Source organism: Kitasatospora sp. NPDC051853 (genome assembly GCF_044452665.1).
GTDB lineage: Bacteria > Actinomycetota > Actinomycetes > Streptomycetales > Streptomycetaceae > Kitasatospora.
Map to the genome: position 1 here is coordinate 91,870 of NZ_JBITBY010000006.1, position 25,463 is coordinate 117,332.

A 25,463-nucleotide genomic window follows, 5' to 3' on the forward strand; every position below is an offset into this window, starting at 1 on the left:
CCGTCAGGGGCCGGGCGGATCTGCTTGCATGGGCCCCATGAGCGCCATACTCACCAGTGTCATAGCCGTCCTCGGCACCCTGCTCGGCTCCTTCCTCACCCACGCGTTCCAGCAGCGCTCCGCCACCCACGCCGAGCGCGGTGCCCAGGCCGAACGGCTGCGGCAGGAGCGGCTGGAGGTCTACGGGGCCTACGCCGGGCTGCTGGTGGAGTTCCGCCAGGCCGTGCTGCACCACTGGTTCTGCCTGCACCGGGGCACCGACGCCGCCGAGGAGCCGGCCCTGCGGGCCAAGTCCTTCGAGCTGCGCTCGCAGACCCAGCACGCGGTCTTCCGGCTCCAGTTGATCGCCGACTCGCCCGAGCTCACCGCCGCCGCGACGGCCGCCTTCGAGACGATCGGCCGGATCGACCGGGCCGCCGACCTGGAGGACGTGGAGCGGCGCCGGGACGCCACCAGGGACCTGATCGACGCCTTCGTGGCCACCGCCCGGCACCACCTGTGATCTTCTGACGCCGCCTCAGGGGATAATCACAACCGTGACAGAGTACCGCGAATGGACCCATGACGGCACCGAACTCGCCTGGCTGTCGGCCCGGCTCGGCCGGCCGGAGCCCGGCCCGGGGCACCTGGTGTCCGAGATCCTGCCCGACGGGTACGAGGCCTACGTCCGGATCTTCCACCGCTTCGAGAGCCTGGACGGCGCGACCGCCGGCCCGAGGTGGCGGGAGTGGGCCGAGCGCTCGGGCGTGCCGTTCGTCCCGGAGCTCTCGCACCGCTGGCTGAAGGACGGCCTGGAGACGGAGGACGAGGACGGCGAGGTGACCACCGTCCGGTGGGTGGCGGAGGACGGGGCGCTGGACGCCGCCAGCCGCCGCGCGCTGACGACCGCCCTCGCGGCGGTGACGGGGGATCAGCCCGTGCACTACGCCTGGGACCTCGCCGCCGTCACCAACGGCCTGGACCGCCCGCTGGTGCGCACCGCCCCGCTGGCCGGCCTGGAGCAGCTGCGCACCGAACTGGCCGCCACCGTCGGCGAGTCCGGCCCCGAGTACTGGTGGCCCGAGGACCGCGGCTGGGTGGTCTCCAGCGACTACGACCTGCTCTCCACCTACGTGGCCTGCGACACCGCCACCGCCGCCCTCCTCCTCGCCGACCCGGCCCTGGAGACCATCGCGGCCGCCCCGCACACCCGCGTCGACTGGGACACCGAGGTCCCGCGGGTCGAGGCGTAGCCGTAGGCGGCGCGGTTCACGGTGTGCCGTCCTTGGCCGAACTTCAACCCCGACCAGTCATCACCGAGGGCGGCCACCTTCACGTCGACGGCACCGAGTGGCACAGCATCGCGTGATCGTCGAGCTCCCCGACCAGCACGGCGAAGGACCGGTGGAAGGCGAGCGTCACATCGGCCCCCGCGGGCCGCCGGCCGCGATCGTGCTCCCCCTCGGCCAGGTCCGGGACCTCCTATCCAGCGGGCCGATGGGGTACCCGCACCCGGTCGCCGGGCCTGATCGCCCACGTCGAATCCCTTTCGGCAGCCCGGTGGTCCTGGCCTGGCATGTTCTCGAACAGTACCGAGATGGGCAGGCCTGGTGAGGAGGTGAGAGGTGGAAGACGTCGTGTCACCCGAACCCGAGCATCAGTGGGCTCGCCGCGTTGTAGCGTGGTACCGGCCTACCTGTACGGAGGAGACGTGACCGCACAGCCGGAGCACCACGCCGACGAGCTGATCCCGCGCCCTGAGCGGACCATCACCGCCCTCAAGGCTGCCCTTGCCGTCGTGGCCCCGGACCGTCTGCTGGAGATGCAGACGGAGCAGGCCGAAGCGATCACCAAGGCCATCGACTCCGACACCCTCGATCCCCTCCGAGGGTTCCTCCTGCGGTGGGCCGTCGTGGTCGAGATCGAACGCCACCCGGAGACGGCCTCCAAGCTCCGCCGAGCCGAATACCTCATGCAGGTGGCGGAGGAGCCGGATGACTCCCGGCGTCATGCCCTCAGCGCTGCCGAGATCGTCCGAGCCGCTTACCGAGTGCTGGGCGCATGACGTGGTCCTGGGAGTACCTCCCCAATGAGGAATACGTAGTCAGCGGAACGCCGCCGGCCTTCGTCGCCGAGGTCGAGAAGAAGGCTGACGAGCTGGTTCGAGCTGCGGAGGCCCTCTATCTCGACGGAACCTCGTACCGAGGCGAGAACCCCAGGAGCAAGACGGCCGACGTTCCGGGAGGCATGTTCGAATACCTGACCGTCGTGCGGCACGAGCAGATCTACATCGTCCAGGTCACGTACCTGTAGGCCGCCAGGAAGCCTTCTGTACGGCTGGCCACGAGGGCTGTGCAGCCTACGGTGCACCCTGCGAGCGGTGCTCGTTCTTCTTTTGGTGAGTATTCGCGCCGCTGCCTTCTTGCCGAGCGAGATTGGCATGAGTGAAATAAGAATGCCCGTTCGGTCGCCGCTCGTTGCTGCTGTATGCGGTGGTTTGTATGACAAGCGCACATGGGGAGTGGCCGGCATGGGATGATTTCCACAAGGAGTGTTGTCGTGTCCAGGTCGGGGAACATTGGCACTGTGGATGGAGCAACTGGTCCAGGCCGTGGATGCGGTCCTGGCGGGCGAGGGCCGTTCAGGTGGCCGTGCGGAATCCCCGAGGCACACGAAGGTCGGGGACGTCCATCATCTGGAGGACGGGTGGTACGGGCTGCCCACCTATGCGAGCCGGATCGACCCTGATGACCTCGAGGACATGCGGTTGGCGACGGGGGCCGGCCCCGATGATCGGCAAGGTCGGTCCTTCACCGTCCTCGGCTGGCGGGTCGAGTCGGAGCGGGTGCGGCTCCAGGTGGCTGCCCATGCGCCCCGGAGTGGATTGGCGCTGTGGGCGGTACGGAGACCGCCCGATTTCCTGGTCCGATCGCTGCGCGAGGCAAGCGACCTTGCGCTGCGGGGCAAGCGCGTCCTGCTGGTCTCCGGCACCAATGTGGCGGTGGACAACGCCTTGGAGGGGGTACTCAAGGACCGCTCGTCGCTGCCGCCTGGTCTGATGGTCCGAGTCGGTTCTCCCGCGCTCCGCCACGTGGCCGAGGACCCGCGGGTCTCGCTCCCCCTGTTGGTGCGGGCCAAAGTCGCGGAAGCCGAGAGTGCGGTGGAAGGCGTCGCCGAGCGACTCGCTGCCCTGGCGGGCGAGCCACTGCTGACCGAAATGCGCGAGACGGAGGCCCGACTCGTTGGTTTTGACCCCGACGCGTACGGGCGGGCGAAGAGGCGCCTTGTCCACGGCCACCTGGTGGAGCGCCTTGCGACCGAACTGGAGGCGGCCGAAAGGGGTGAGGCGGACGCCCGGTGCCGGAGTGAGCAGGCTGCTGTCGAGCACAGCAAGGCGCTTGGGCGCTGGGAAAGTTGGGAGCCTCAGCGTGCTCTGCTGGAGCAGGTGGCGCAGTGGCGGGCCGAGATCGGGAAGGGCAAGCAGAGCCAGCAGCAATTGGGGGCGGCCCTGCTCGATGCCGAGGCCGCCTTGGCCGCTCTGGAAACGGAGCAACGCGAGCTCGACGGACGGGGTCGCTTGCGGGCCAGGCGGCGGCGTGGCGAGATCCAGCGCGAACGAGCTGAGCAGGGCCGACGCCGTGATGTCCTCCACCAGCAGGTCGTCCAAGCCGTCGATGACACTGCGCTGCGCCTGCAACTGGCGCTGATCACTTCGACTGCCGCCGACCAGGCCAAGGCCGACCAGGACCTCGACCTCGCCCGGCAGACGGCGCAGGCTGCCGGACATCGGCTGCGTGCCGCTCAGCAGGATCACTGCCCTCAGCCCGGGGACGCCGATCTGGTGGCCACCTCCGACAACGCCGGCCTTCCCCGGCTGACCGGTCGGCTTCGGGAACTGCAGGAGTCCTGTGCCGGACTGCTGGCCGAGCAGGGCAAGCTGGAGCGTGAACACGAGCGACTCGTGCGGGAGTTGGCGCGTCGACGCTCCCAAGCCGAGCCTGAGCTGATCCGCGGAGCGAGAGTGGTGGCCACCACGCTTGCCCGGTTGCGGCTCAACCGGACCGTGGCCGAGGGACCCTACGATGTCGTCCTGGTCGACGAGGCCGGGGCTGCGCTGCTGCCCGAACTGATCGTCGCGGTCGCCAAGGCCAAGGAGACCGTCGTCCTGTTCGGGGACTTCTGTCAGCTCGGCCCGGTGATGCCCACGCGTGTGCCGAAGCAGCCGGAACTGGAGCGGTGGATCCGTACGGACTGCTTCGAGCTGGTGGGCATCCGCACGCCCGCCGACGCGTTGGCGCACCCCGGATGCGCGGCACTGCTCACCACGCACCGGTTCGGACCCGACACCACCGATCTGGTCAACCGGATCGCCTACGGCGGCATGCTCAGGTCGGCGCGCCCGGTGCGGGACCGGGCGCTGGACCCGGAGATCATCCTGGTCACGACCGACGGGCTCGGTGAGGAAGACGACGGAATGGCTTCCGCACGGCGGGTGCCGGGGGAGAAGGGCCGCTGGTGGGTGGCCGGCAGCCTGCTGGCCACCGCGCTTGCAGAGCGTCACCACGACGAGGGCGAGAGCGTCGGAATCGTCACGCCGTACAAGCTGCAGGCACAGGTGACGCATGACTGGCTCCACGATCAAGGCCGCCTGTTCCGAACCCCGGAGGTGGAGGTGGGCACCGCGCACCGGTTCCAGGGGCGGGAGTTCGACGTGGTCATTCTGGACCTGGTCGAGGACGGTGTGCTTGCGGGATGGGCTGCTGTCGGCGACTTCAAGGACTCGCGGCCGTACCCCAGGGACGGGGCCAGGCTCTTCAACGTTGGTGCGACGCGGGCGCGCCAGCGCGTCTACGTGCTCGCGGCCTGGGAGGCCGTCGCCAGAGCGGCGAGCGGGACGGTCCTGGCCCATGTGCGCGACATGGCGAGAGCGGAGCCCGAAGCGTTGGTGCGCGGTGTCCGTTCCGATCATCTCGTCGGCCTGCCGACTGCTGCGTCGCCGGGGCTGAACCCGTTGCAGCAGGAGATCTGGCGGGCTTTCGAAGGCCACGTCCGGTACACCGCCATCCACGACGAGGACACCTACTACCCCGACGCCCTCGACGCCATTGACCAGGCCCGCCACAGCATTTGGCTCTGGTCACCCTGGTACACCAAGCGGATGTGGGAGGTGCTCCCGCGCCTTCACGAAGCGCGCGGCCGCGGTGTGCGGATCCATCTCTTCGTCACCAACGAGAGCGACAGCCTGCTGCAGGGCCAGCTGGCCAAACCGAAGACCGCCGCCGACGCCGCCCGCCGCCTGCCGGAACTCAAGGCGGTGGCCGACACGGTGGTGGAGATCAAGGACATGCACCAGAAGATCCTGGTGATCGACGAACGGCTCTGCTTCCTCGGCAGCCTCAACACCCTGTCCCACGCGCCCGGTGGGCAAGGCCGGCGCGAAATCATGATCCCGTTCCGAGGGCGCCGCTTCGCCCGCCACATCCTCGACCACGAGAATGCCGAGCTCTTGCTTCACCCGCCCGCCTGCCCCGACCACGGAGACCAGGCCGAGCTGCGAAAGTACACGATCCCGTCCAAGCAGCGCACCGCGAAGTCCGCGCACACGACCAACCACCCGGCCCAGCGCTACTTCGTCTGGGCCTGTCCCACACGCGTTGCCGTCGTCGAGCCCGACGGCACCACCGGAACGGTCGGTTGCGACAGGCGGAAGGCTCTGCGCCCTGAGGAGGCCGGATACTTGGGAAAGCAGCCGTCGTTGTAGGCGTCGATCCGAGCGACGACTCCCCGGGCCGGTCTGCCAGGGGGCGCCGTATCCTGACGGGGCGTCGGCAGCGGTCTGGGGGGCGGGAGGAGCGGGAGTGGAGAGTCAGCCGGCGGTCGTGCCGACGTACGGGATGTCGAACGACTTCGCGGCCATCATCTGCGCGGTGCTGGCCGCGTTGCTGGTGGTGGCGGCACTGGAGGCGGTCAACGGGTTCCGGGACAACCGGCAGCGCAATGAGGAACTGCTGCTGGAGTACGCCGAGCCGATCAGGCGGACACTGCTTGCCCGGAGCACCGGCATTCCGCTCCCACCGGCCGAGCAGGCGGACGTGGACAAGGAGCTACAGCGGTTCTGGATCCGCAAGCACTCGCTCCAACGGATCCGGATGTTCGCTGTGCTGTACATGGCCAGCAGCGCGCTGCTGGCCTGCGGCATCGCGGCGGCCGTGCGCTGGGCTGCCCTCAAGCAGCCCACCGCGGGCTATGCCACCGCGCAGTTCTGTCTGGTGGCAGCGGGATTGTCCACCGTCATGCTCGTCGCCGGACTGGCGCTCAGGCTCTCCGTGGATCGCAGGTACCGGCGCCACCGTCTTCAGATCGAACTCTCCCGGCAGCTCGGCGAGCCGAACGCCACGCTGGCCCACCGTCAGTTCCTGGACTGGACGTTGGAAGCGGGCGACGGCTCGATCATCGAGATCGCCGGGCAGCGCTTCGTCCACCCGTGGAAGTCGGGCCGGATGTCCAGAGCACCTCTCGACTAGCACTTCCTGGCGGCATCGGATTCTGAGGACGGGCGGCCTAGCTCGCCGTCCGCGGGATGCGCCGCTGCCAGTCCCGTTCGAAGACCACGTCGCCGCCCTCCAGGGCGGTGAGGTGGTTGTGGACGGTGAAGTGGTGGGCGTCGCAGGTGATTTCGGAGCGGGTGCGGACGGTGGTGTCCCAGCCGAGGTCGGGGCGCTGGAGGCGGACGGTCCAGTCGGAGCGGGTGGCGGCGGAGAGCGGGGAGTCGGCCAGGACGCGGTAGGACTCCAGGGCGTGTTCGTCGTAGACCAGGCCGTCGGGGTAGATCCGGGTGCCGCCGTAGCCGGGGTCGACCTCCAGGCGGTGCTCGCCGGTGGCGACGTCGCGTAGGACCAGGCGTTCGGGGCGGGCGGTGAGCGGTTCGGGGTGGGTGACGTCCAGCCCCTCGGACTGCTCGGGCGGCTCGAAGGTGACCGGCGGGGAGCCGGCGTCGGCGGCCAGGTGGCGGACGGGGAGGACCAGGCGGCTGTGGCCCGGGTCGACCTCGAAGCCGGTGGGGTCGGGCTGGGGCCAGATCCAGGGCCAGTAGGCGGAGGAGAGGGAGAGCCGCAGGCGGTGGCCGGCCGGGAAGGCGTGGGCGATGGAGACCAGCTCGAAGGAGACGTCCTCCGCCTCGCCGGGGGTCCACTCCACCACCCGGTCCCGGCCCTGACGGGAGCTCAGGTTGAGCACGCCCCGGGTGACCAGGGTGGAGGAGCCGTCGGGGGCGACGTCGCAGAGCCGGGCGATCACCTGGCCGCGCCGGGCCCGGCCGCGCACCCGCAGCCGCACCGAGGCCCGCCCCAGGACCTCCACCGGCTCGGGCAGCGGCTGCGAGTCGAAGCAGACCGAGCGTCCGTCCTCCTCGCGCTGGTCCGGCGGCAGGTCGGCGGCGTTGCCGAAGGGGAAGAACCGCCCGGCGTCGAGGCCGGTGTGCTGCGGGGAGCGGACCTCCACGTAGCGGTCGGCCGAGGTGCCGGCGGTGCGCAGCGTGTCGTCGAGGCCGTAGCCGACCTCCCGGACGTCCGGCGAGGGCCAGGTCTCGTCGCCGACCCAGCGGCCGGGCCGGTTGGCGTACACGGTGGCGGGCGGTACCGACTCGTTCATCCAACTGCGCAGCGCGGGCTCGGACATGACGCCGTTGTCCACGCCCTTGAGCCAGTGGTCCCACCAGCGCAGGGTCTCCTGGAGGAAGCCGATCGCGGGGCCGGGCGGCAGGCCGCGGTCGGGGTACTGGTGCGACCAGGGGCCGATGATGCCGCGCACCGGGGCGTCCAGGTGCTCCAGCAGCCGCAGCACGGTGTCCCGGTAGGGGTCGGCCCAGCCGCCGACGGCGAGCACGGCGGCCCGGACCGCGCCGTAGTCCTCGCAGACGCTGCCGTGCCGCCAGTAGTCGTCCCGGACCTGGTGGGTGAGCCAGGGGTGGACGAAGGGTTCGAGGGCGGCCAGGCGCTCCAGCCACATGCGGCGCCAGTCGTCGCCGACGTACTTCGGGTCCGGCGGGCGGGCGGCGAAGGCCAGCATGGTGGCGGACCAGGCGTGCATGTCCACCGCGAGCAGCGAACCGCCCATGTAGTGCACGTCGTTGTCGTAGCGGTCGTCGGTGGAGCAGACGGTGACCACGGCCTTGAGCGGTTCGGGGGCCAGCGCGGCGATCTGGAGGCTGTTGAAGCCGCCCCAGGAGATGCCGAACATGCCGACCTTCCCGCTGCACCAGGGCTGCGCGGCCAGCCACTCCACCACCTCGACGCCGTCGGCCAGCTCCTGGGCGGAGTACTCGTCGCCGGGCAGGCCGCCGGAGTTGCCGTGCCCGCGCACGTCCACCCGGACCGAGGCGTAGCCGTGGCCGGCGTACCAGGGGTGGCGCTGGGCGTCGCGCGGGGCGGTCCAGTCGGTCAGCCGGTAGGGGAGGTACTCCAGCAGGGCGGGGACGGGCTCCTCGGTGACGGGGCGCCAGATCCGGGCGTACAGCTCGACCCCGTCGGAGAGCGGGATGCGCAGGTCCTCGCGGGTGGTCCCGTACGGGTACTGCGACGGGTGCTGCATCGGAACTCCTCCGGACGGGGTCAGCGGACGGGGTGCATGGTGCGGCGCATCCAGGGCAGGGCGAGGTACAGGGCGACGCCGGCGGCGACCGCGAGGGCGCCGAGCCAGCCGTAGTAGGCGGCGTCGGAGACCTCGCCGTAGACCTTGGTCAGCTGGGCGGCGATGCCCTGGGAGAGGGCCAGCGAGAGGAACCAGACGGCCATGGTCTGGCCGGTGAAGTGACGGGGCGCCAGCTTGCTGGTGGCGGACATGCCGGTGGTCTCCAGCAGGATGTCGCCGACGCCCATGAAGAGGTAACAGCCGAGCAGCCAGAGGCCGGCGATCCGGTAGTCGCCGCTCTTCCCGGCGGTGGCCGGGACCAGCACCAGGAAGGCGGCCCCGGCGGCGAACAGCGAGTAGGCGATCTTGCGGGAGGCGTGCGGCTGGCGGTGGTCCATCCGTACCCACAGGGCCGCCACCACCGGGGCGAGCAGCACCTCGATGGCGCCCAGGATCGAGGTCCACCAGCTGGACGGGAAGTGCCAGCCGAAGATCGAGTTGTCCACGTGGTCCACGGCCAGCAGGGCCAGCGTGGTGTAGGAGGAGAACAGCACCAGGTTGAAGACCACCGAGGCGAGGAAGAGCACCACGTACGGCCGCAGCCGTCCGCGCTCCTCCCGGCTGACCTCGGGGGAGCGGAACATGACGGCGAAGTAGGCGATCGGGGCCAGCACCGAGACCAGGGTGATCAGGTCGACGGTGCGGTCCATGGTGAGCCAGCCGACTGCCCAGAGCAGCACCCCGAGCGCGGCCACCGCGGCGGCGCCCAGCAGCGCGCCCCTGGTCCAGCGGGTGCGTTCGGCGGGGGTGAGCGGGTGGACCGGGCCGCGGTCGCGGTGCAGGGTGGAACGGCCCAGCACGTACTGGACCACGCCGAAGGTCATGCCGATCGCGGCGGCCGAGAAGCCCCAGTGCCAGCCCTCGTTCTGGCCGAGCCAGCCGCTGACCAGCGGGCCGGCGAAGGCGCCGATGTTGATGGCCATGTAGTAGAGGGCGAAGCCGGCGTCGCGGCGGTCGTCGTCGGTGGCGTAGAGGCCGCCGACCAGGGTGGCCGCGTTGGGCTTGAGGAAGCCGGTGCCGACCACGATCAGGCCCAGGCCCGCCCAGGTCATGGCGGCGGTGGGCACCGACATCGCGTAGTGGCCGCAGGCGATCAGCACCCCGCCGTGGAGCACCGCCCGGTAGGAGCCGAGCATCCGGTCGGCGAGCCAGCCGCCGACCACCGAGGTCAGGTAGACCAGCGTGCCGTAGGCGGAGACCACCGAGGCGGCGGTGCCCTGGGGCATGCCCAGGCCGCCGTCGGCCACCGAGTCGGCGAAGTAGAGGACCAGGATGGCCTGCATGCCGAGGAAGGAGAACCGCTCCCAGACCTCCAGGCCGGAGAGGGTCAGCAGGCCGCGGGGGTGCCCGAAGAAGGAGTGGTCGAGTCGGGCGGTGTCCCTGCGCTCGGTGTCCGTGGTCACAGGAACAGACGATAAGGGACATTTATGTCGATTTCCTGACGGAGTGTGAGCTGGGGGGCCGTCAGGGCGGCCCCCGGACGCCGTCGAGTGCTCCCGCGCGCCGGGGTGGCGCAGTTGCGAACGGCTTGCAAGTGCGACCCGCCAGGGGGAAGGATGGCCCAGCTCAGCGCTCTGGGCATCTCGTACGACTTACCTGGAGGACTGCCGGATGGCTTCGCCTGCGAGACTGCGCGACCGGCTCACCCGCGAGGAGTGGATCCGGCTGGCCGGCATGGGCGGCTTCGTGCTGGCCCTGCACGTGATCGGCTGGTTCACCCTGATCGCCCTGGTCGCCCCGGAGGAGTACGACGTCGGCGGCCAGGTCTTCGGCGTCGGCATGGGCCTGACCGCCTACACCCTCGGCATGCGGCACGCCTTCGACGCCGACCACATCGCGGCCATCGACAACACCACCCGCAAGCTGATGGGCCAGGGCCAGCGCCCGCTCTCGGTCGGCTTCTGGTTCTCGCTCGGCCACTCCTCGATCGTCTTCGGCCTCTGCGCGCTGCTCGCCTTCGGCATCCAGTCGCTGGCCGGGCAGGTCGAGTCGGACGACTCCACCCTGCACGACGTCACCGGCCTGATCGGGGTCAGCGTCTCCGGCGTCTTCCTGGTGCTGATCGGCCTGATCAACCTGGGCGCCTTCAACGGCATCCTGCGGGTCTTCCGCAAGATGAAGGTCGGCGAGTACGACGAGGCCGAGCTGGAGCGCCAGCTCGACAAGCGCGGCTTCCTCAACCGGATCCTCGGCAGGGTCACCAAGGCCGTCACCAAGCCGTGGCACATGTACCCGGTCGGCCTGCTCTTCGGCCTGGGCTTCGACACCGCCACCGAGGTCTCGCTGCTGGTGCTGGCCGGCGGCGCGGCCGCCTTCCAACTGCCCTGGTACGCGCTGCTGGTGCTGCCGGTGCTGTTCGCCGCCGGGATGAGCCTGCTGGACACCATCGACGGCTCGTTCATGAACTTCGCCTACGAGTGGGCGCTCTCCAAGCCGGTCCGCAAGATCTACTACAACCTCACCGTCACCGGCCTCTCGGTCCTGGTCGCGCTGGTGATCGGCACCATCGAGCTGGTCGGCCTGCTCGGCGAGAAGCTGGAGATCACCTCCGGCCCGGTCGCCTGGATCGGCGAGATTGACCTCGACCTGGTCGGCTACGCCATCGTCGGCCTGTTCGTGCTCACCTGGGCGGCGGCGTACGGCTACTGGAAGCTCGCCCGGGTCGAGGAGCGCTGGACGGCCGCCATGGCCAAGGGTGCCGCGGTCCGCGACTGAGCCGCCGTCACACCCCGTCGGGAGGGCCCGGGCAGCTGCCCGGGCCCTCCGGTGCGTTCAGAGCCAGCCGCGTTGGGCGGCCTTGAGACCGGCCTCGAAGCGGCTGGCGGCGTCGAGGCGCTCCATCAGGGCGGCCATCTGGCGCCGGACGGTGCGCAGCGAGACGCCGAGGCGCTTGCCGGCGGCCTCATCGGTGAGGCCGGTGGCGAGCAGGCGCAGGAGTTCGCGCTCGGCCGGGTTGAGGCCGGTCTCGCGGTCGGAGGCCGGGTCGGCGCCGAGCGGGGTGGCGGTGTCCCAGGCCTGCTCGAAGAGGGCCACCAGGGAGGCGACCAGGCCCGGTTCGGTGGTGCAGAGGGCACCCGCCCTGGTGTCGGCGGGGTCGATCGGGACCACCGCGACCCGGCGGTCGAAGACCAGCAGGCGGGGCGGCAGCATCGGGGCGGTCCGCACCTGGCCGCCGAGCCCGGCCATCCACTGGGCGTAGAGGAAGGTCGGCAGGTCGTTGCGGACCGAGTCCTGGTAGAGCGTCAGCAGCCGGACGCCGCGCGCCATCGCGTCCTGGTCCAGCGGCCGGGACGCCTCCAGGCTGGCGGCGGACTGCGCCCCGCCGGGCATCACCGAGAGGCACTCCTCGGTCAGGCCCTCGGTGAGTACCTCCAGCTTGGCCTGGATGGCGTCCAGCCCCTGGAGCCGCTCGGCCTGCACCGTGCCGGAGCCCGGCCGCAGGTCCGCGTACTCCGCCACGGCCCGGGCGGCGGCGGCCCGGCCGAGCGTCAGCTCCTGCTGGCGGCGGGCGAGTTCCTCCTCCTGACGGCGCAGGATCAGCTCCAGGCCGCGCTCCGGGCTGACCGGGCGCAGCTGGCCCGGGCGGTCCCGGGAGGCGCGCAGCAGGGTGAGGTCGGCCAGCCGGTCGAGTGCGTCGCGGACCACCGGCTCGGAGAGCGCGAGCCGCGCGCAGAGCTCGGCCAGGCCGCCCTCCGGGTGCGCCAGCAGCTCGCGGTAGACCGCCTCGGCGGTCGGGTCCAGGCCCAAGAGTTCCAGCACGTCGGCGGCCCCCCACAGCTCGTCGTGTACGCGGCACGTGCGCGTGATCCGGATCTTCACATTCCGCACGCGTGGTGCGCAAGCCCGTCCGGGCGGGGCCGTGCCGCACCCCGGGCAGCTTGCTGCCTGGCACGTTCGTGCCGTCCGGCTGCCCTCCCCGCAGGGGTGGGCGGCCGGGCAGGATCGGGGTGTCGGACGATCAGATCCAGAGAACCGGGAACCACCGTGCTCAACTCCGCCCGCCGTGCCGCCGCCCTGCTCACCACCGTCCTCGCGGCCGGTGCCCTGCTGGCCGCCGCCGCCCCGTCGCAGGCCGCCCTGGCCGACAAGGGCATCGGCTGGGACGCCCCCGCCAAGCGCACCGTGCTCGCCGACAAGGGCATCGGCTGGGACGCCCCGGCCAAGTCCGCTCCGGCCAAGTCCGCTCCGGCCGAGTCCGGCCGGGTCTGACCGGGCGGGCCGCCGCCGGAGCCGCGCGGTGCACACCGTCGACCTCGTCCTGGTCCGCCCGGGCGCCGGTCCGCCCGGGCCGGACGAGGCCAGCGCCGTGCAGGACGCGATCTGGGCGCACGCCGCCCCGGCCGACGGGCTGGAGCACGTCCGGGCGCTGGCCCTGCCCGAGGGCATCGGCCTGGTGCTCTTCCTGCGCGCGGCCTCCCGGGCCCGGGCGTCAGTGCAGGCCCAGCTGCTGCTGGCCCGGGTGCTGAGCTCGGCCGCGCACGCCGGGCTGACCGTGGCCTCCTGGCTCTGACCCTCCGTCACCTTCCTCTTCCCCACCTCCCCCAGTCCCCCCAGCTCAGCGGTCCGCCACCGGCGGATCGCTGTCATGGTCATGCCTCAAGGAGAACCATGTCACGCCTTCCCGGCGGCGGAGCCCCGCCGTCGTCCCACGGCCCCCGCAGCGGGCGCCCCGGCCTGCGGCCGCTGGCCGTCGCGCTCTCGGTGCTGATGGCCGCCGAGTGCGGCGTCGCGATGCTGAGCACCGGTCAGGCCTTCGCCGTCACCGCCGACTCCTCGCGGATCGAGCTCCCCTCGTCCGCGCCGAGGACGGCCGGCCCGGCCGAGGCCCAGAACGAGGCCAGTGCCCGGGTCAAGGCCCGGCTGGAGAACCGCCGGATCGAGATCCTGGACGCCCGCTCCGAGACGGTCACCCTCTGGGCCAACCCGGACGGCTCGACCACCCAGGACATGGCCACCGGCCCGGTCCGCTTCAAGGGCACGGACGGCCGCTGGCAGGACGTGGACGTCTCGCTGGTGCAGCAGCCGGACGGCAAGGTCACCGCCAAGGGCCACCCGCTGGGCCTGACCCTGGCCGGGAAGAGCGCCGCCCCCAAGCCCGGGCCGAAGGCCAAGGCCGCCCCGTCGGCCGGCTCGGCCGCGGCCGAGCCGGTGCCGAGCACCCCGCTGGTCACCCTGCAGGGCGGCGCCGACGGCCAGGCCATGACCCTGTCCTGGCGCGGCGCGCTGCCCGCGCCGACCCTGGAGGGCACCAAGGCCCGGTACCCGGACGCGCTGACCGCGACCGACCTGGTGATCGAGTCCACCCGGACCGGCTTCGAGCAGTTCCTGGAGCTCAAGGACCGATCGGCCGTCGCGGCCAACGGCTCGGTCACCATGACCCTGGACGCCAAGGGCCTCACCGCCCGGGCGAACGAGGACCGTTCGGTCTCCTTCATCGACCCGAAGACCGGCCTGGAGGCGGGCGTGCTGCCCGCCCCGGTGATGTGGGACGCCCAGGTCGACCCGCGCACCGGCGACCACCGGAACACCGCCCCGGTGGGCCTGAAGGTCAGTCAGAACGGCGACGCCGTCGACCTCACGCTCACCCCGGACGCGGCCTTCCTGAACGACCCGAAGACCCAGTACCCCGTCACCGTCGACCCGGCGGTCAACCTCGGGGTCGGCTTCGACACCTTCGTCCAGCAGGGCTACGCCACCGACGTCTCCAGCCAGACCGAGCTCAAGCTCGGCAACAACGGCTCCGGCCAGGTGGCCCGCTCCTTCCTGCAGTTCCCGATGGCGAAGATCACCGGGAAGCAGATCCAGAACGCCAAGCTCAACCTGTGGAACTTCCACTCCTGGTCCTGCACGGCCAAGGGCTGGGAGGTCTGGGACACCGGCAGCGCCTCCACCGCCACCCGGTGGACCGCGCAGCCCGGTTGGAACAAGAAGTGGGCCTCCTCCACCTCCACCAAGGGCTACTCCTCCAGCTGCGGCGACGGCTGGGTGAACACCGACGTCACCACCCTGGTGCAGGCCTGGGCGAACAACGGCAACGCCAACAACACCCTGGGCATCCGGGCCACCGACGAGACCGACGAGTACGCCTGGAAGAAGTTCAACTCCGGCAACGCGGCCTCCAACACGCCCTACCTGTCGGTGACCTACAACACCAAGCCGGGTGCGGCCACCCCGATCTCCCCGCTGTCGGGCGCGCTCACCAACGACTCCACCCCGACCCTGACCGGCAAGGCCACCGACCCGGACGGCAACACCGTCCAGCTCTCCTACGAGATCTGGGCCGCCAACGGGACCGCCGCGCTGCAGACCGGCAAGTCGGCCTTCGCCGCCTCCGGCACCAACGCGCCCTGGACGCCCACCACCGCGCTGGCCCCCGGGGCCTACAAGTGGCGGGCCGCGGTCTACGACGGCCTGATCTGGAACGGCACCTGGTCCGCCTGGCAGACCTTCACGGTGGACACCACCGCGCCCGGCGCGACCACCATCGGCTCGGCCGACTTCCCGGCCGGCGCGTGGTCCGGCAGCGCCGACGGCTCCGGCAACTTCACCGGCAACTTCACCTTCACGCCGCCGAGTTCGGACGTGAAGGACATCCAGTACAAGCTGGACGGCGGGGCCTGGGTCACCGTCGCCACCACCGGAGCCGCGGTCACCAAGGCGCTCACCTTCAAGGCCGGCCAGCACACCGTCACGGTGCACACCCGGGACGCGGCGGGCAACCTCTCGGCCGACCGCACCCACGTGTTCTACGCCGGCAAGGGCGCCGCCCTGACCACTCCCGGCGACGGCGAGCGCCCGGCCCGCCGCACCGTGCTGCAGGCCGAGGGCAAGAGCAGCTACACCGGCGTGCGCTACCAGTACCGGCGCGGCGAGGCGGACGCCTGGAAGGACGTGCCGACCGCCAACGTGACCACCACCGGCGGCGGTTCGCTCGCCGCCTGGCCGTACGCCGCGGCGGCCGGCAAGCCCGCCCCGCTGACCTGGAACATCACCGACACACTGGCCCAGGACGGCCCGGTCGACGTGCGCGCGGTCTTCACCGACGGCTCCGCCACCGACGCCTCCGAGCCCAACACCGTGACGGTGGACCGCAAGGCGGGCACCGCGCCGAACGAGGCGCACGGCCCGGGCACGCTCAACCTGCTGACCGGCGACTACACCCTCTCGGCCACCGATGCCTCGGCCTTCCAGGTCTCGGCCACCCGCTCGCTCTCCTCCCGCAACGCGCGGGCCCAGGAGGACGGCCAGGCCCCGATCTTCGGCGCCGAGTGGTCGGCCGGAACCGTGATCGACGTCAACGAGACCGCCTGGTCCTACGTCAAGCAGACCTCGGCCACCTCGGTCGCGCTGGTCGACGTGGCGGGCCGGGAGTACGGCTTCACCGCCACCACCGGCGGCGGCTGGAAGCCCGAGCCGGGCGCCGAGGAGCTCACCCTCACCGGCACCACGGCCACCTCCTTCGCCCTGAAGGACACCGGCGGCGACACCGTGACCTTCACCAAGGCCGATGCCGCCCAGCCGACCTGGCGGATCTCGTCGAGCGCCGAGAACGGCATCGCCGACTCCACCACCACGGTCACCTCGGAGGCCGTGACGGTGGGTGGCAAGAAGCTCTCCCGCCCCAAGCTGGTGATCGCGCCCACCACCGCGGTGGCCGCCGCCACCTGCGCCTCGGTGCCGAGCACCGCGGGCTGCCGGGTGCTGGAGTACGTCTACGCCGACGCCACCACCGGCACCGACGCCGCCTTCGGCGACTTCGCCGGCCAGGTCAAGGAGTTGAGGCTCTGGGCGACCGAGCCGGGCGCCTCGACGGCCACCGCCAAGGTGGTCTCCAGCTACCGCTACGACGGCTCCGGCAAGCTGCGTGAGCAGCGCAACCCGCTGCAGCCGCAGGCCGCCCCGGTGGCCTACGACTACGACGCGGCCGGCCGGGTCACCAAGCTGACCCCGGGCATCGACCTGCCGTGGAGCTTCGCCTACGGCAAGGCGGGCAACTCCGCGACCGCGGGCGAGGGCATGCTGCTCTCGGTCTCCCGGGCCGGCCTCAAGCCCGGCAGCAAGGACGTGACCGAGGGCACCGCCACCTCCACGGTGGTCTACGACGTGCCGCTCACCGGTGCCAACGCCCCGTACCAGCTGGGTGGTTCGGACGTTGCGGCCTGGGGCCAGACGGACGCCCCGACCGACGCCACCGCGATCCTGCCGCCGGACGCCGTGCCGGCCGGCAACGCGGGCTCGGCGCTCACCCCGGCCGCCTACAAGCGGGCCGCGATCACCTACACCAACGCCTCCGGCCGCGAGGTCAACTCGGCCGTCCCCGGCGGCCACCTGACCACCACCGAGTACGACCGGTACGGCAACACCGTGCGGGCCCTGTCGGCCGCCAACCGCTCGCTCGCGCTCGGCCTCACCGCCGCCGACAAGGCGGTCCAGTCCGACCTCGGCATCGGCGGCCTGACCGCCGCCGCCCGGGCCGAACTCCTCTCCGCCCGCACCGTGTTCAACGACAAGGGCACCCGGGCGCTGGAGACCTTCGGCCCGCTGCGCCGGATCGAGCTGACCGAGGACCTGAAGAACGGCGCCACCACCGTGCAGCCGGCCGGCGCCACTCTGGTGGCCCGGAACTGGACGGTCAGCGAGTACGACCAGGGCCGCCCGGCGGACGCCACCGTCGAGGACCAGGTCACCAAGGTCAGCGCCGGCGCGCAGCCGCTGGAGTACCCGGCCCTGATGGCCGACGCCCGGGTCACCGAGACCGCCTACGACTGGGTCAAGGGCCTGCCGGTCCGCGAGGTCCAGGACCCGAACGGACAGGCCGTCACCAACGCGGTGGAGTACGACGCGCAGGGCCGCGCCGTCAAGGAGCTGCTGCCCGGGGCCACCGGCGCCGACGCCGCCACCACCGTGACCAGCTACTGGTCCGGCACTGGCACCGGTCCGTGCAAGGGCCGCCCGGAGTGGGCCGACCTGGCCTGCACCACCGGCCCGGCGGGCGCGATCACCGGCGGCGGCGCCAACCCGGCCGCGCTGCCCGTGATCACCTCCGAGTACGACTGGTGGGGCCAGCAGACCAAGGTCACCGAGACCGTCGGCGCCACCACCCGCACCAACACCACCAGCTACGACCCGATGGGCCGCACCCTCTCGGTGACCCTGACCGGCGGCCTGGGCCAGGCCCCGCCGCAGAGCACCACCGAGTACGACCCGGTGACCGGACGGGCCGTCAGGACCGTCTCGCCGACCGGCGGCACCATCACCCGCGAGTACGACCGGCTCGGCCGGATGGTCAGCTACACCGACGCCGACGGCGGCGTCACCCGGGCCGAGTACGACCTGCTCAACCGCCTGGTGAAGACCACCGACTCGGCGCCCTCCAGCGTCAGCTACGTCTACGACCACGCGGTCGAGCCGCGCGGCCTGGCGGTGCGCACGGTGGACTCGGTGGCGGGCTCGTTCGCCGTCGCCTTCGACCCGGACGGCGAGGTCTCGACCGAGAAGCTGCCCGGCGGCTACACCCTGAACGTCCAGCGCGACCCGGCCGGTGCGGTCACCTCCCGGGTCTACACCCGGGACTCGGACGCCGCCGTGGTGATGTCCGACAGCGTCACCCGGGCCGCCAACGGCGAGCTCACCAGCCACTCCGGCTGGTCCTCGCAGGACTACCGCTACGACCGGCTGGGCCGCCTCACCTCGGTCGAGGACACCACCGGCGACACCTGCACCAAGCGCTCCTACACCTTCGACAAGCGGGCCAACCGCACCTCGCTGACCACCGCCGAGGCCGCGGCCGGCGCGGGCTGCCCGGCCACCGGCGGCACCACCGCCACCTCCACGTACGACAGCGCCGACCGCCTGGTCGACGCCGGGCACGCCTACGACGCGCTCGGCCGCACCACCAACCTGCCCGGCGTGCAGGTGGGTTGGTACGCCAACGACCTGCTCCAGCAGCAGACCACCGACACCCGTCGGCAGACCTGGGCGCTGGACGCCAACCTGCGCAACCGGTCCTGGACCACCGAGGGCAACGACGGCGGCGGCTGGGTGCAGGACGGCGCCAGGACCAACCACTACGCCAGCGACGGCGACAGCCCGCGCTGGATCACCGAGGACGCCGCCACCGGCGAGCTGACCCGGATCGTCGACACGGCCGGCGGCTCCTTCGGGGCCACCACCTCGGCCACCGGCGACGTGGTGCTGCAGTTCTCCAACGTGCACGGCGACGTGGCCCTCCGGCTTCCGCTGGACCCGGCCGACAGCCTGCTGGTGCTGGACAACGACGAGTACGGCAACCCGCGTTCGGGCCAGCCGGCCACCCGGTACAACTGGCTGGGTGAGAAGGTCCGCTCCAGCGAGACCCCGACCGGCACCGTGCTGATGGGCGCCCGGGTCTACAACCCGGCCAGTGGCCGCTTCCTCTCCACCGACCCGGTGCCCAACGGCGGCGCCAACGCCTACGGCTACTGCTCGGGCGACCCGGTCAACTGCCGGGACACCACCGGCACCCTGGACTACTCGTTCAAGTTCGACCTGGGGAACGGGACCCGGAGTGCCAGCGGCCTGTTCAAGTACTGGATGGCCAACTTCGGCAAGATCTTCCCGCTCAAGGGCCGGGCCAACAAGATCACCTACGTCGGCCAGAAGATGGACCTGCGGGACTCCTTCGCCTGGGGCATGGGCTCGATCAACTTCAACGTCCGGGTCGCCTACATCGGCTCGAACACGCTGAAGCTCGGCACCCGCAAGGGCAGCTTCGTGCACGGCCGCAACAGCTACATCCAGTTCACCATCACCAAGGGCCGGACCGACCGGATCGGCATGGGCCGGCTCTACCTGACCACCCACGGCCACACCGCGGGGGACAGCCCGGCGGACGACTGCATCGACACCTGGTACTGCCCGCTCACCGCGTGGATGTACCGGAAGGGTGCCCATCTCACCTGGGAGAAGCTGGCCGGCAACCTGCGCCGTCACGTCTGACCAGGCAGCTCTGACGGACCGTCGGCCCGTCGCCCCTCCGGGGGCGGCGGGCCTTCCCGTCGTCCGGGTGCGGGGCGTCCCCGCGCCCGGACCGTTGCCGATTGTTAACTGACGGAGTCTTGTCGCGCCATTTTCTACGCGCGTATCTTTGGGCCGCCGGTACTGGCCGGTAATGATCTACGCGGGTAGTGGCCTCCGGTCCGCTGCCTGACCCACCCTCAGCCCCGGCGACCCCACGACCGCCGGAGCGTCCTACCGAGGAGCCCTGCCCGGTGACCAAGTCCACCGCCCCCCGTTCGCGTCGCGCGCTGCTGCGCGCCACCCTGCTGCCGGCCGGCGTCGCGGCCTCGCTCGTGCTCGTCCCGCTGCCGGGTGCGATCGCCGTGCCCTCGGCCGACGCGGTCATCGCGGAGGTGTACGGCGGCGGCGGCAACTCCGGCGCCACCCTGAAGAACGACTTCGTCGAGCTGGCCAACAAGGGCACCGGCGCGCTGAGCCTGGCCGGCTACAGCGTCCAGTACCTGCCCGGCACCCCGGGCGCCAACACCCAGTGGGGCGTCACCCCGCTGACCGGCACCATCGCCGCGGGCGGCCGCTACCTGGTGGCCGAGGCCCCCGGCGCCGGCGGCACCGTCGCGCTGCCCGCCCCGGACGCCTCCGGTTCGCTGGCGCTCTCCGGCACCTCGGGCACCGTCGCGCTGGTCCAGGGCACCGCCCCGCTGACCTGCAAGACCGCCGCCGACTGCGCGGCCGAGCCGCGGATCAAGGACCTGGTCGGCTTCGGCACCGCCGTGGTCCGCGAGGGCTCCGGCCCCGCCGCGGGCGCGAGCAACACCGCCTCGGTGGCCCGCACCGCGGGCCTGCCGGACACCGACGACAACGCGGCCGACCTGAAGGCCGCCTCGCCCTCCCCGGTGAACTCCAAGGGCGAGGCCGCCGAGGGCGGCGACACCGGCACCGGCCCGACCGACCCCGGCACCGTCCGCATCCACGACATCCAGGGCACCACCCGGCTCTCCCCGCTGACCGGCAAGACCATCGCGGGCGTGCCCGGCGTGGTCACCGCCGTGCGCACCTACGGCTCCAAGGGCTTCTGGTTCCAGGACCCGGACGCGGACGCCGACCCGGCCACCAGCGAGGGCCTGTTCGTCTACACCGGCAGCGCCGACCCGGCCGTCAAGGTCGGCGACTCGGTGCTGGTGACCGGCAAGGTCGCCGAGTACTACCCGGCGTTCAGCGCGGGCGGCCAGTCGCTCACCCAGCTGACCAACCCCCAGGTCACCGTCCGCTCCGCCGGCAACCCGGTGCCCGCCGCGGTGCTGCTGGACGAGGCCTCGCTCCCGGCCGCGTACACCCAGGAGGCGGCCGGCGGCTCGATCGACCCGCTGCCGCTCAAGCCCGCCGACTACGCGCTCGACCGCTTCGAGTCGCTGGAGGGCATGAACGTCCAGCTGGGCCACGCCCGGGTCGTCCAGGCCACCGACGAGCACCACCAGCTCTGGGTGACGGTCCGTCCGACCGACCCGCGCACCGAGCGCGGCGGCGCCGCGTACCTCGGCTACCAGGGCCAGAACTCCGGCCGCCTGATGATCCAGTCGGCGCTGACCGAGGCCCAGCGTCCGTTCCCGGTGGCCAACGTCGGCGACGAGATCTACGGCGGCACCCAGGGCCCGCTGGACTACAACCGCTTCGGCGGTTACACCCTGGTGGCCAACACCATCGGCGAGCACGTGGACAACCAGCTGGAGCGCGAGGTCACCGACCGCGCGCTGCCCAGCGAGGTCGCCATCGCCACCTACAACGTGGAGAACCTCGACCCGGGTGACCCGGACGAGAAGTTCTCCGAGCTGGCCAAGGGCGTGGTCACCAACCTGCGCTCGCCCGACATCGTGGTGCTGGAGGAGATCCAGGACAACAACGGCGCGGTCAACGACGGCACGGTGGACGCGAGCCAGACCCTGGCCAAGTTCGCCGCCGCGATCCGCGCGGCCGGCGGCCCGTCCTACGACTGGCGCACCATCGACCCGGAGAACGGCAAGGACGGCGGCGAGCCGGGCGGCAACATCCGCACCGCCTTCCTGTTCAACCCGAAGCGGGTCTCCTTCAACGACATCGCGGGCGGCGACGCCACCACCGCGGTGGGCGTGACCGGCTCCGGCAAGTGGACCTCGCTGACCGCCTCCCCGGGCCGGATCGACCCGGGCAACGAGGCCTGGGCGAGCAGCCGCAAGCCGCTGGTCGGCGAGTTCATGTTCCACAACAAGAAGATCTTCGTGATCGCCAACCACTTCAACAGCAAGGGTGGCGACCAGGGCCTGGACAGCCGCTTCCAGGCGCCCACCCGCTCCTCCGAGGTGCAGCGGGTCAAGCAGGCCCAGGCCGAGCAGGCCTTCGTCGCCAAGCTGCTGGCCGCCGACCCGAAGGCCCGGGTGGTCTCGCTCGGCGACCTGAACGACTTCCAGTTCTCCCCGGCGCTGACCGCCCTCACCAAGGACGGCGTGCTCCGCGACCTGGTCAACGAGCTTCCGGCGAACGAGCGTTACTCCTACGTCTTCCAGGGCAACTCGCAGGTGCTGGACCACACCCTGGTCAGCCCGGCGCTGAAGCACGTGGAGTACGACGTGGTGCACATCAACGCCGAGTTCGCCCAGCAGGCGAGCGACCACGACCCGCAGATCGTCCGCATCAAGCCGTAAGGCCGATCGACACGGCGGGGGGGCCCCCCCCCCCCCCGGGGGGCCCCCCCCCGGGGCGCCGGCCCCCCCCCCCCCGCCCGGGGGCCCCCCCCCCCCCGCCCCCCCCCCCCCCCCCCCGGGGGGGGGGGGGGGCGCGGGGGGGGGGGGCGGGGGGGCGGCCCCCGGCGGGGGGGGGGGCGGGGGGGCCCCCCCCCCGCCCGCCCCCCCCGCCCGCCCCCCCCCCCCCCCCCCCCCCCCCCCCCCCCCGCCGCGTTCTCCGGTGCTACCGGCCCAGTGCCTTGAGCACCGCGCCGGCCATCGCCCGCTCGCCGGCCGCGTTCGGGTGGAACGGCACCGCCGGGGAGCCCGGCAGCGCGCCCTCCACCCAGCGGTCGTCCGAGCAGGCGTCGTGGCCCCTGGTGGGGGACAGGGTGTCCACGTACGTGGCGCCGTTGGCGGCGGCGGTCCGGGCCAGCATGGCGTTCAACTCGCCCAGCACGCCCCGCAGGTAGTCCACGTCCCCGGGGGTGACGGGCTGGCGGCCGATGCAGCTGCGGCCGTCCTCGGGCAGCACGGCCGGGTAACCGACCAGCAGCACCTTGGCGTTGGGCGACTTGGCGTGGATCTTCCGCAGCATGTCGGCGAGTTGGGGCGCGGCCCCGGCGATCCGGGCGCGCAGCGAGTCCTCGCCGTAGACCCACTGGAAGGACCAGTCGCGCCACTCCCAGTGCCCGTCGGCGTAGACGTCCTTGCACGGGGTGCCGAAGGGGTTGACCACCGCCCCGGCGATGCAGACGCCGATCACGTCGCCGACGCCCAGGTCGGTGACCCCGAGGTCGTTGCCGCCGATGCCGAGGGTGACCAGCCCGGTGTCCGGCCGCAGCGCGTCCAGCTGCGGGTCGTTGACCCGGAGGAAGGCGTCGTACTGGGCCGTGGTGAGGTGCTTCACCTTGGCGGCGGCGCAGGTGACGTCGGTGTAGGCGGGGCTGCTCAGCGCGGCCGCGACCAGGTGGCCGTAGTTGCGGTCCGAGCGCAGGCAGAGGCCGGCGGACTGGCCGGGTACGCCGGCGCCGGCGGCGTAGGAGTCGCCGAGCGCGACGTACGGGCCGTATCCGGTCTGGGCCTGGGCGGTGGTGGCGGTGGTGGGGGCGGCGAACGCGGCCAGTGCGGCGGCGGCGACCAAGAATTTCCGGGCATGGCGGAGCACGGTTCCTCCTGAGGGGTGGAGAGAAACGCATGGTGGGGGAATTCGCTTTACCGACAAGTAAGTTACTGGCAGGTTAATAGGGCTGTCCAGGGGTGTTGCGGAAATCCATTCGCTCCGTCAACTCCACTGGTATTTACGATCCTTGGCGGATCGTTTGTCGGCGGAATTCCGCTACCCGGCGGAGCGGAAATCCGGTGCGCGGTGGTTGACCCGGCCCGGCCCAGGCCAGAGAATCCCGACACCACCCCCGCACCCCTGGAGGAACCCCGTGGCACTGGACGCCGACGTCATCGTGATCGGAGCGGGGTTGGCCGGCCTGGTGGCCACGGCCGAACTCGCCGACGCGGGACGGAAGGTGATCCTCCTCGACCAGGAGCCCGCCGCCTCCCTCGGCGGCCAGGCGCACTGGTCCTTCGGCGGCCTCTTCCTGGTCGACTCGCCCGAGCAGCGCCGGATGCGGATCCGCGACTCGCACGAACTCGCCTGGCAGGACTGGCTCGGCACGGCCGGGTTCGACCGTCCGGAGGACGCCTGGCCGCGCCGCTGGGCCGAGGCCTACGTCGCCTTCGCGGCGGGGGAGAAGCGGTCCTGGCTGCACCGGCAGGGCGTCCGGTTCTTCCCGGTGGTCGGCTGGGCCGAGCGGGGCGGCCTCTCCGCCACCGGCCCCGGCAACTCGGTGCCGCGCTTCCACATCACCTGGGGCACCGGCCCCGGCCTGGTCGCCCCCTTCGCCGCCCGGGTCCGGGCCGCCGCCGCCCGCGGGCTGGTGGACCTGCGCTTCCGGCACCGGGTCACCGGCCTCGCCGCCACCGCCGGGGCCGTCGACACCGTCACCGGCGAGGTGCTGGTGCCCAGTCAGGTGGCCCGCGGCGAGGCCAGCTCCCGCGAGGTGGCCGGCTCCTTCGAACTGCGCGCCCAGGCGGTGATCGTCACCTCCGGCGGCATCGGCGGCAACCACGAACTGGTCCGCAAGGCCTGGCCCGCCCGGCTCGGCACCCCGCCGCAGAAGCTGCTCAGCGGAGTCCCCGCGCACGTGGACGGCCTGATGCTGGACATCGCGGGCGCGGCCGGCGGCCACCTGATCAACGGCGACCGGATGTGGCACTACACCGAGGGCATCGAGAACTGGGACCCGATCTGGCCGAAGCACGGCATCCGGATCCTGCCCGGCCCGTCCTCGCTCTGGCTGGACGCGCGGGGTCGGCGGCTGCCGGTGCCACTCTTCCCGGGCTTCGACACCCTGGGCACGCTGGAGCACATCATGACGACCGGTCACGAGTACACCTGGTTCGTGCTCACCCAGAAGATCATCGAGAAGGAGTTCGCACTCTCCGGCTCGGAGCAGAACCCCGACCTGACCGGCAAGTCGGTGCGCGGGGTGCTCGGCCGGGCGCTGCCCGGGGCCACCGGGCCGGTGGAGGCCTTCAAGCGGCACGGGGCGGACTTCGTGGTGGCCGACTCGCTCGCCGAACTGGTGAAGGGGATGAACGCGAAGGGCGGCGAGGACCTGATCGACGAGGCCGAGCTGCGCCGGGAGATCGAGGCCCGGGACCGCGAGCTGGCCAACCCCTTCTCCAAGGACCTCCAGGTCACCGCCATCCACGGCGCCCGCCGCTACCTGGGCGACAAGCTGATCCGCACCGCCACCCCGCACCGCCTGCTCGACCCCAAGGCCGGGCCGCTGATCGCGGTGCGGCTGAACATCCTCACCCGCAAGTCGCTCGGCGGCCTGGAGACCGACCTCGACTCCCGCGTCCTGCGGGCCGACGGCTCGCCGCTGGAGGGCGTCTACGCGGCCGGTGAGGCGGCCGGCTTCGGCGGCGGCGGGGTGCACGGCTACCGCTCGCTGGAGGGCACCTTCCTCGGCGGCTGTCTGTTCTCCGGCCGGGCGGCGGGCCGGGCGGCGGCGAGGGCCACCGCCTGACCCGCCCCGGGGG

General features: G+C 72.1%; 16 protein-coding genes. 12 read left to right on the forward strand and 4 right to left on the reverse strand.

Features of this window, described 5'->3' with window-relative positions; all coding sequences use genetic code 11:
• The first annotated feature begins 37 nt into the window (after positions 1 to 37).
• From ACIA8O_RS18470 to ACIA8O_RS18495, 6 genes are all read left to right on the forward strand, one after another.
• Positions 38 to 502, forward strand: coding sequence for a hypothetical protein (locus tag ACIA8O_RS18470; RefSeq protein ID WP_396294927.1), 465 nt, complete (start codon positions 38 to 40; stop codon positions 500 to 502).
• Positions 503 to 536: 34 nt separating this feature from the next.
• Positions 537 to 1,232, forward strand: a complete 696-nt coding sequence (locus ACIA8O_RS18475) for a hypothetical protein (RefSeq protein WP_396294928.1) — start codon at positions 537 to 539, stop codon at positions 1,230 to 1,232.
• Between the two features lie 458 nt (positions 1,233 to 1,690).
• A complete protein-coding gene (locus tag ACIA8O_RS18480) occupies positions 1,691 to 2,044 on the forward strand; it encodes a hypothetical protein (RefSeq protein ID WP_396294929.1) in 354 nt (117 codons plus the stop codon).
• On the forward strand, positions 2,041 to 2,292 hold the full coding sequence (locus ACIA8O_RS18485) for a hypothetical protein (protein WP_396294930.1): 252 nt from the start codon (positions 2,041 to 2,043) through the stop codon (positions 2,290 to 2,292). The genes ACIA8O_RS18480 and ACIA8O_RS18485 overlap by 4 nt, the downstream gene beginning before the upstream one ends.
• Before the next feature lie 277 nt (positions 2,293 to 2,569).
• Positions 2,570 to 5,740: an AAA domain-containing protein gene (locus ACIA8O_RS18490; protein ID WP_396294931.1), complete on the forward strand. Its 3,171-nt coding sequence runs from the start codon at positions 2,570 to 2,572 to the stop codon at positions 5,738 to 5,740.
• Positions 5,741 to 5,837: 97 nt separating this feature from the next.
• Positions 5,838 to 6,503 carry a hypothetical protein gene (locus tag ACIA8O_RS18495; RefSeq protein ID WP_396294932.1) on the forward strand — a complete coding sequence of 222 codons (666 nt, stop codon included), beginning with the start codon at positions 5,838 to 5,840 and terminating at the stop codon, positions 6,501 to 6,503.
• 37 nt (positions 6,504 to 6,540) lie between these two features.
• Here the strand turns inward: ACIA8O_RS18495 and ACIA8O_RS18500 are convergent, their stop codons facing one another.
• A complete protein-coding gene (locus tag ACIA8O_RS18500) occupies positions 6,541 to 8,568 on the reverse strand; it encodes a CocE/NonD family hydrolase (RefSeq protein ID WP_396294933.1) in 2,028 nt (675 codons plus the stop codon).
• A 20-nt stretch (positions 8,569 to 8,588) separates the two neighbouring features.
• Entirely contained in the window at positions 8,589 to 10,070 is a 1,482-nt protein-coding gene (locus ACIA8O_RS18505) for a peptide MFS transporter (RefSeq protein ID WP_396294935.1), read from the reverse strand.
• A gap of 208 nt (positions 10,071 to 10,278) precedes the next feature.
• On the opposite strand from ACIA8O_RS18505, the gene ACIA8O_RS18510 reads away from it, so the two are divergent.
• Positions 10,279 to 11,382 (forward strand): HoxN/HupN/NixA family nickel/cobalt transporter, encoded by a 1,104-nt coding sequence (locus tag ACIA8O_RS18510; protein ID WP_396294936.1) that lies wholly within the window; start codon positions 10,279 to 10,281, stop codon positions 11,380 to 11,382.
• 57 nt (positions 11,383 to 11,439) lie between these two features.
• Here the strand turns inward: ACIA8O_RS18510 and ACIA8O_RS18515 are convergent, their stop codons facing one another.
• On the reverse strand, positions 11,440 to 12,426 hold the full coding sequence (locus ACIA8O_RS18515; RefSeq protein ID WP_396294937.1) for a LuxR C-terminal-related transcriptional regulator: 987 nt from the start codon (positions 12,424 to 12,426) through the stop codon (positions 11,440 to 11,442).
• A 225-nt stretch (positions 12,427 to 12,651) separates the two neighbouring features.
• Between ACIA8O_RS18515 and ACIA8O_RS18520 the strand changes: the two genes are divergently transcribed.
• From ACIA8O_RS18520 to ACIA8O_RS18535, 4 genes are all read left to right on the forward strand, one after another.
• Positions 12,652 to 12,876, forward strand: coding sequence for a hypothetical protein (locus ACIA8O_RS18520; RefSeq protein ID WP_396294938.1), 225 nt, complete (start codon positions 12,652 to 12,654; stop codon positions 12,874 to 12,876).
• 28 nt (positions 12,877 to 12,904) lie between these two features.
• The gene (locus ACIA8O_RS18525) at positions 12,905 to 13,177 is read left to right on the forward strand and encodes a hypothetical protein (protein WP_396294939.1); all 273 of its coding nucleotides are present in this window, start codon (positions 12,905 to 12,907) and stop codon (positions 13,175 to 13,177) included.
• Between the two features lie 98 nt (positions 13,178 to 13,275).
• Positions 13,276 to 19,644, forward strand: coding sequence for a DNRLRE domain-containing protein (locus tag ACIA8O_RS18530; RefSeq protein WP_396294941.1), 6,369 nt, complete (start codon positions 13,276 to 13,278; stop codon positions 19,642 to 19,644).
• Between the two features lie 272 nt (positions 19,645 to 19,916).
• On the forward strand, positions 19,917 to 22,340 hold the full coding sequence (locus tag ACIA8O_RS18535) for an endonuclease/exonuclease/phosphatase family protein (RefSeq protein ID WP_396294943.1): 2,424 nt from the start codon (positions 19,917 to 19,919) through the stop codon (positions 22,338 to 22,340).
• Between the two features lie 262 nt (positions 22,341 to 22,602).
• Here ACIA8O_RS18535 and ACIA8O_RS18540 read toward each other — a convergent pair whose 3' ends face one another.
• Positions 22,603 to 23,526 (reverse strand): SGNH/GDSL hydrolase family protein, encoded by a 924-nt coding sequence (locus tag ACIA8O_RS18540; RefSeq protein WP_396294944.1) that lies wholly within the window; start codon positions 23,524 to 23,526, stop codon positions 22,603 to 22,605.
• A gap of 268 nt (positions 23,527 to 23,794) precedes the next feature.
• On the opposite strand from ACIA8O_RS18540, the gene ACIA8O_RS18545 reads away from it, so the two are divergent.
• Positions 23,795 to 25,450 (forward strand): FAD-binding dehydrogenase, encoded by a 1,656-nt coding sequence (locus ACIA8O_RS18545; RefSeq protein ID WP_396294945.1) that lies wholly within the window; start codon positions 23,795 to 23,797, stop codon positions 25,448 to 25,450.
• Positions 25,451 to 25,463 lie beyond the last annotated feature (13 nt).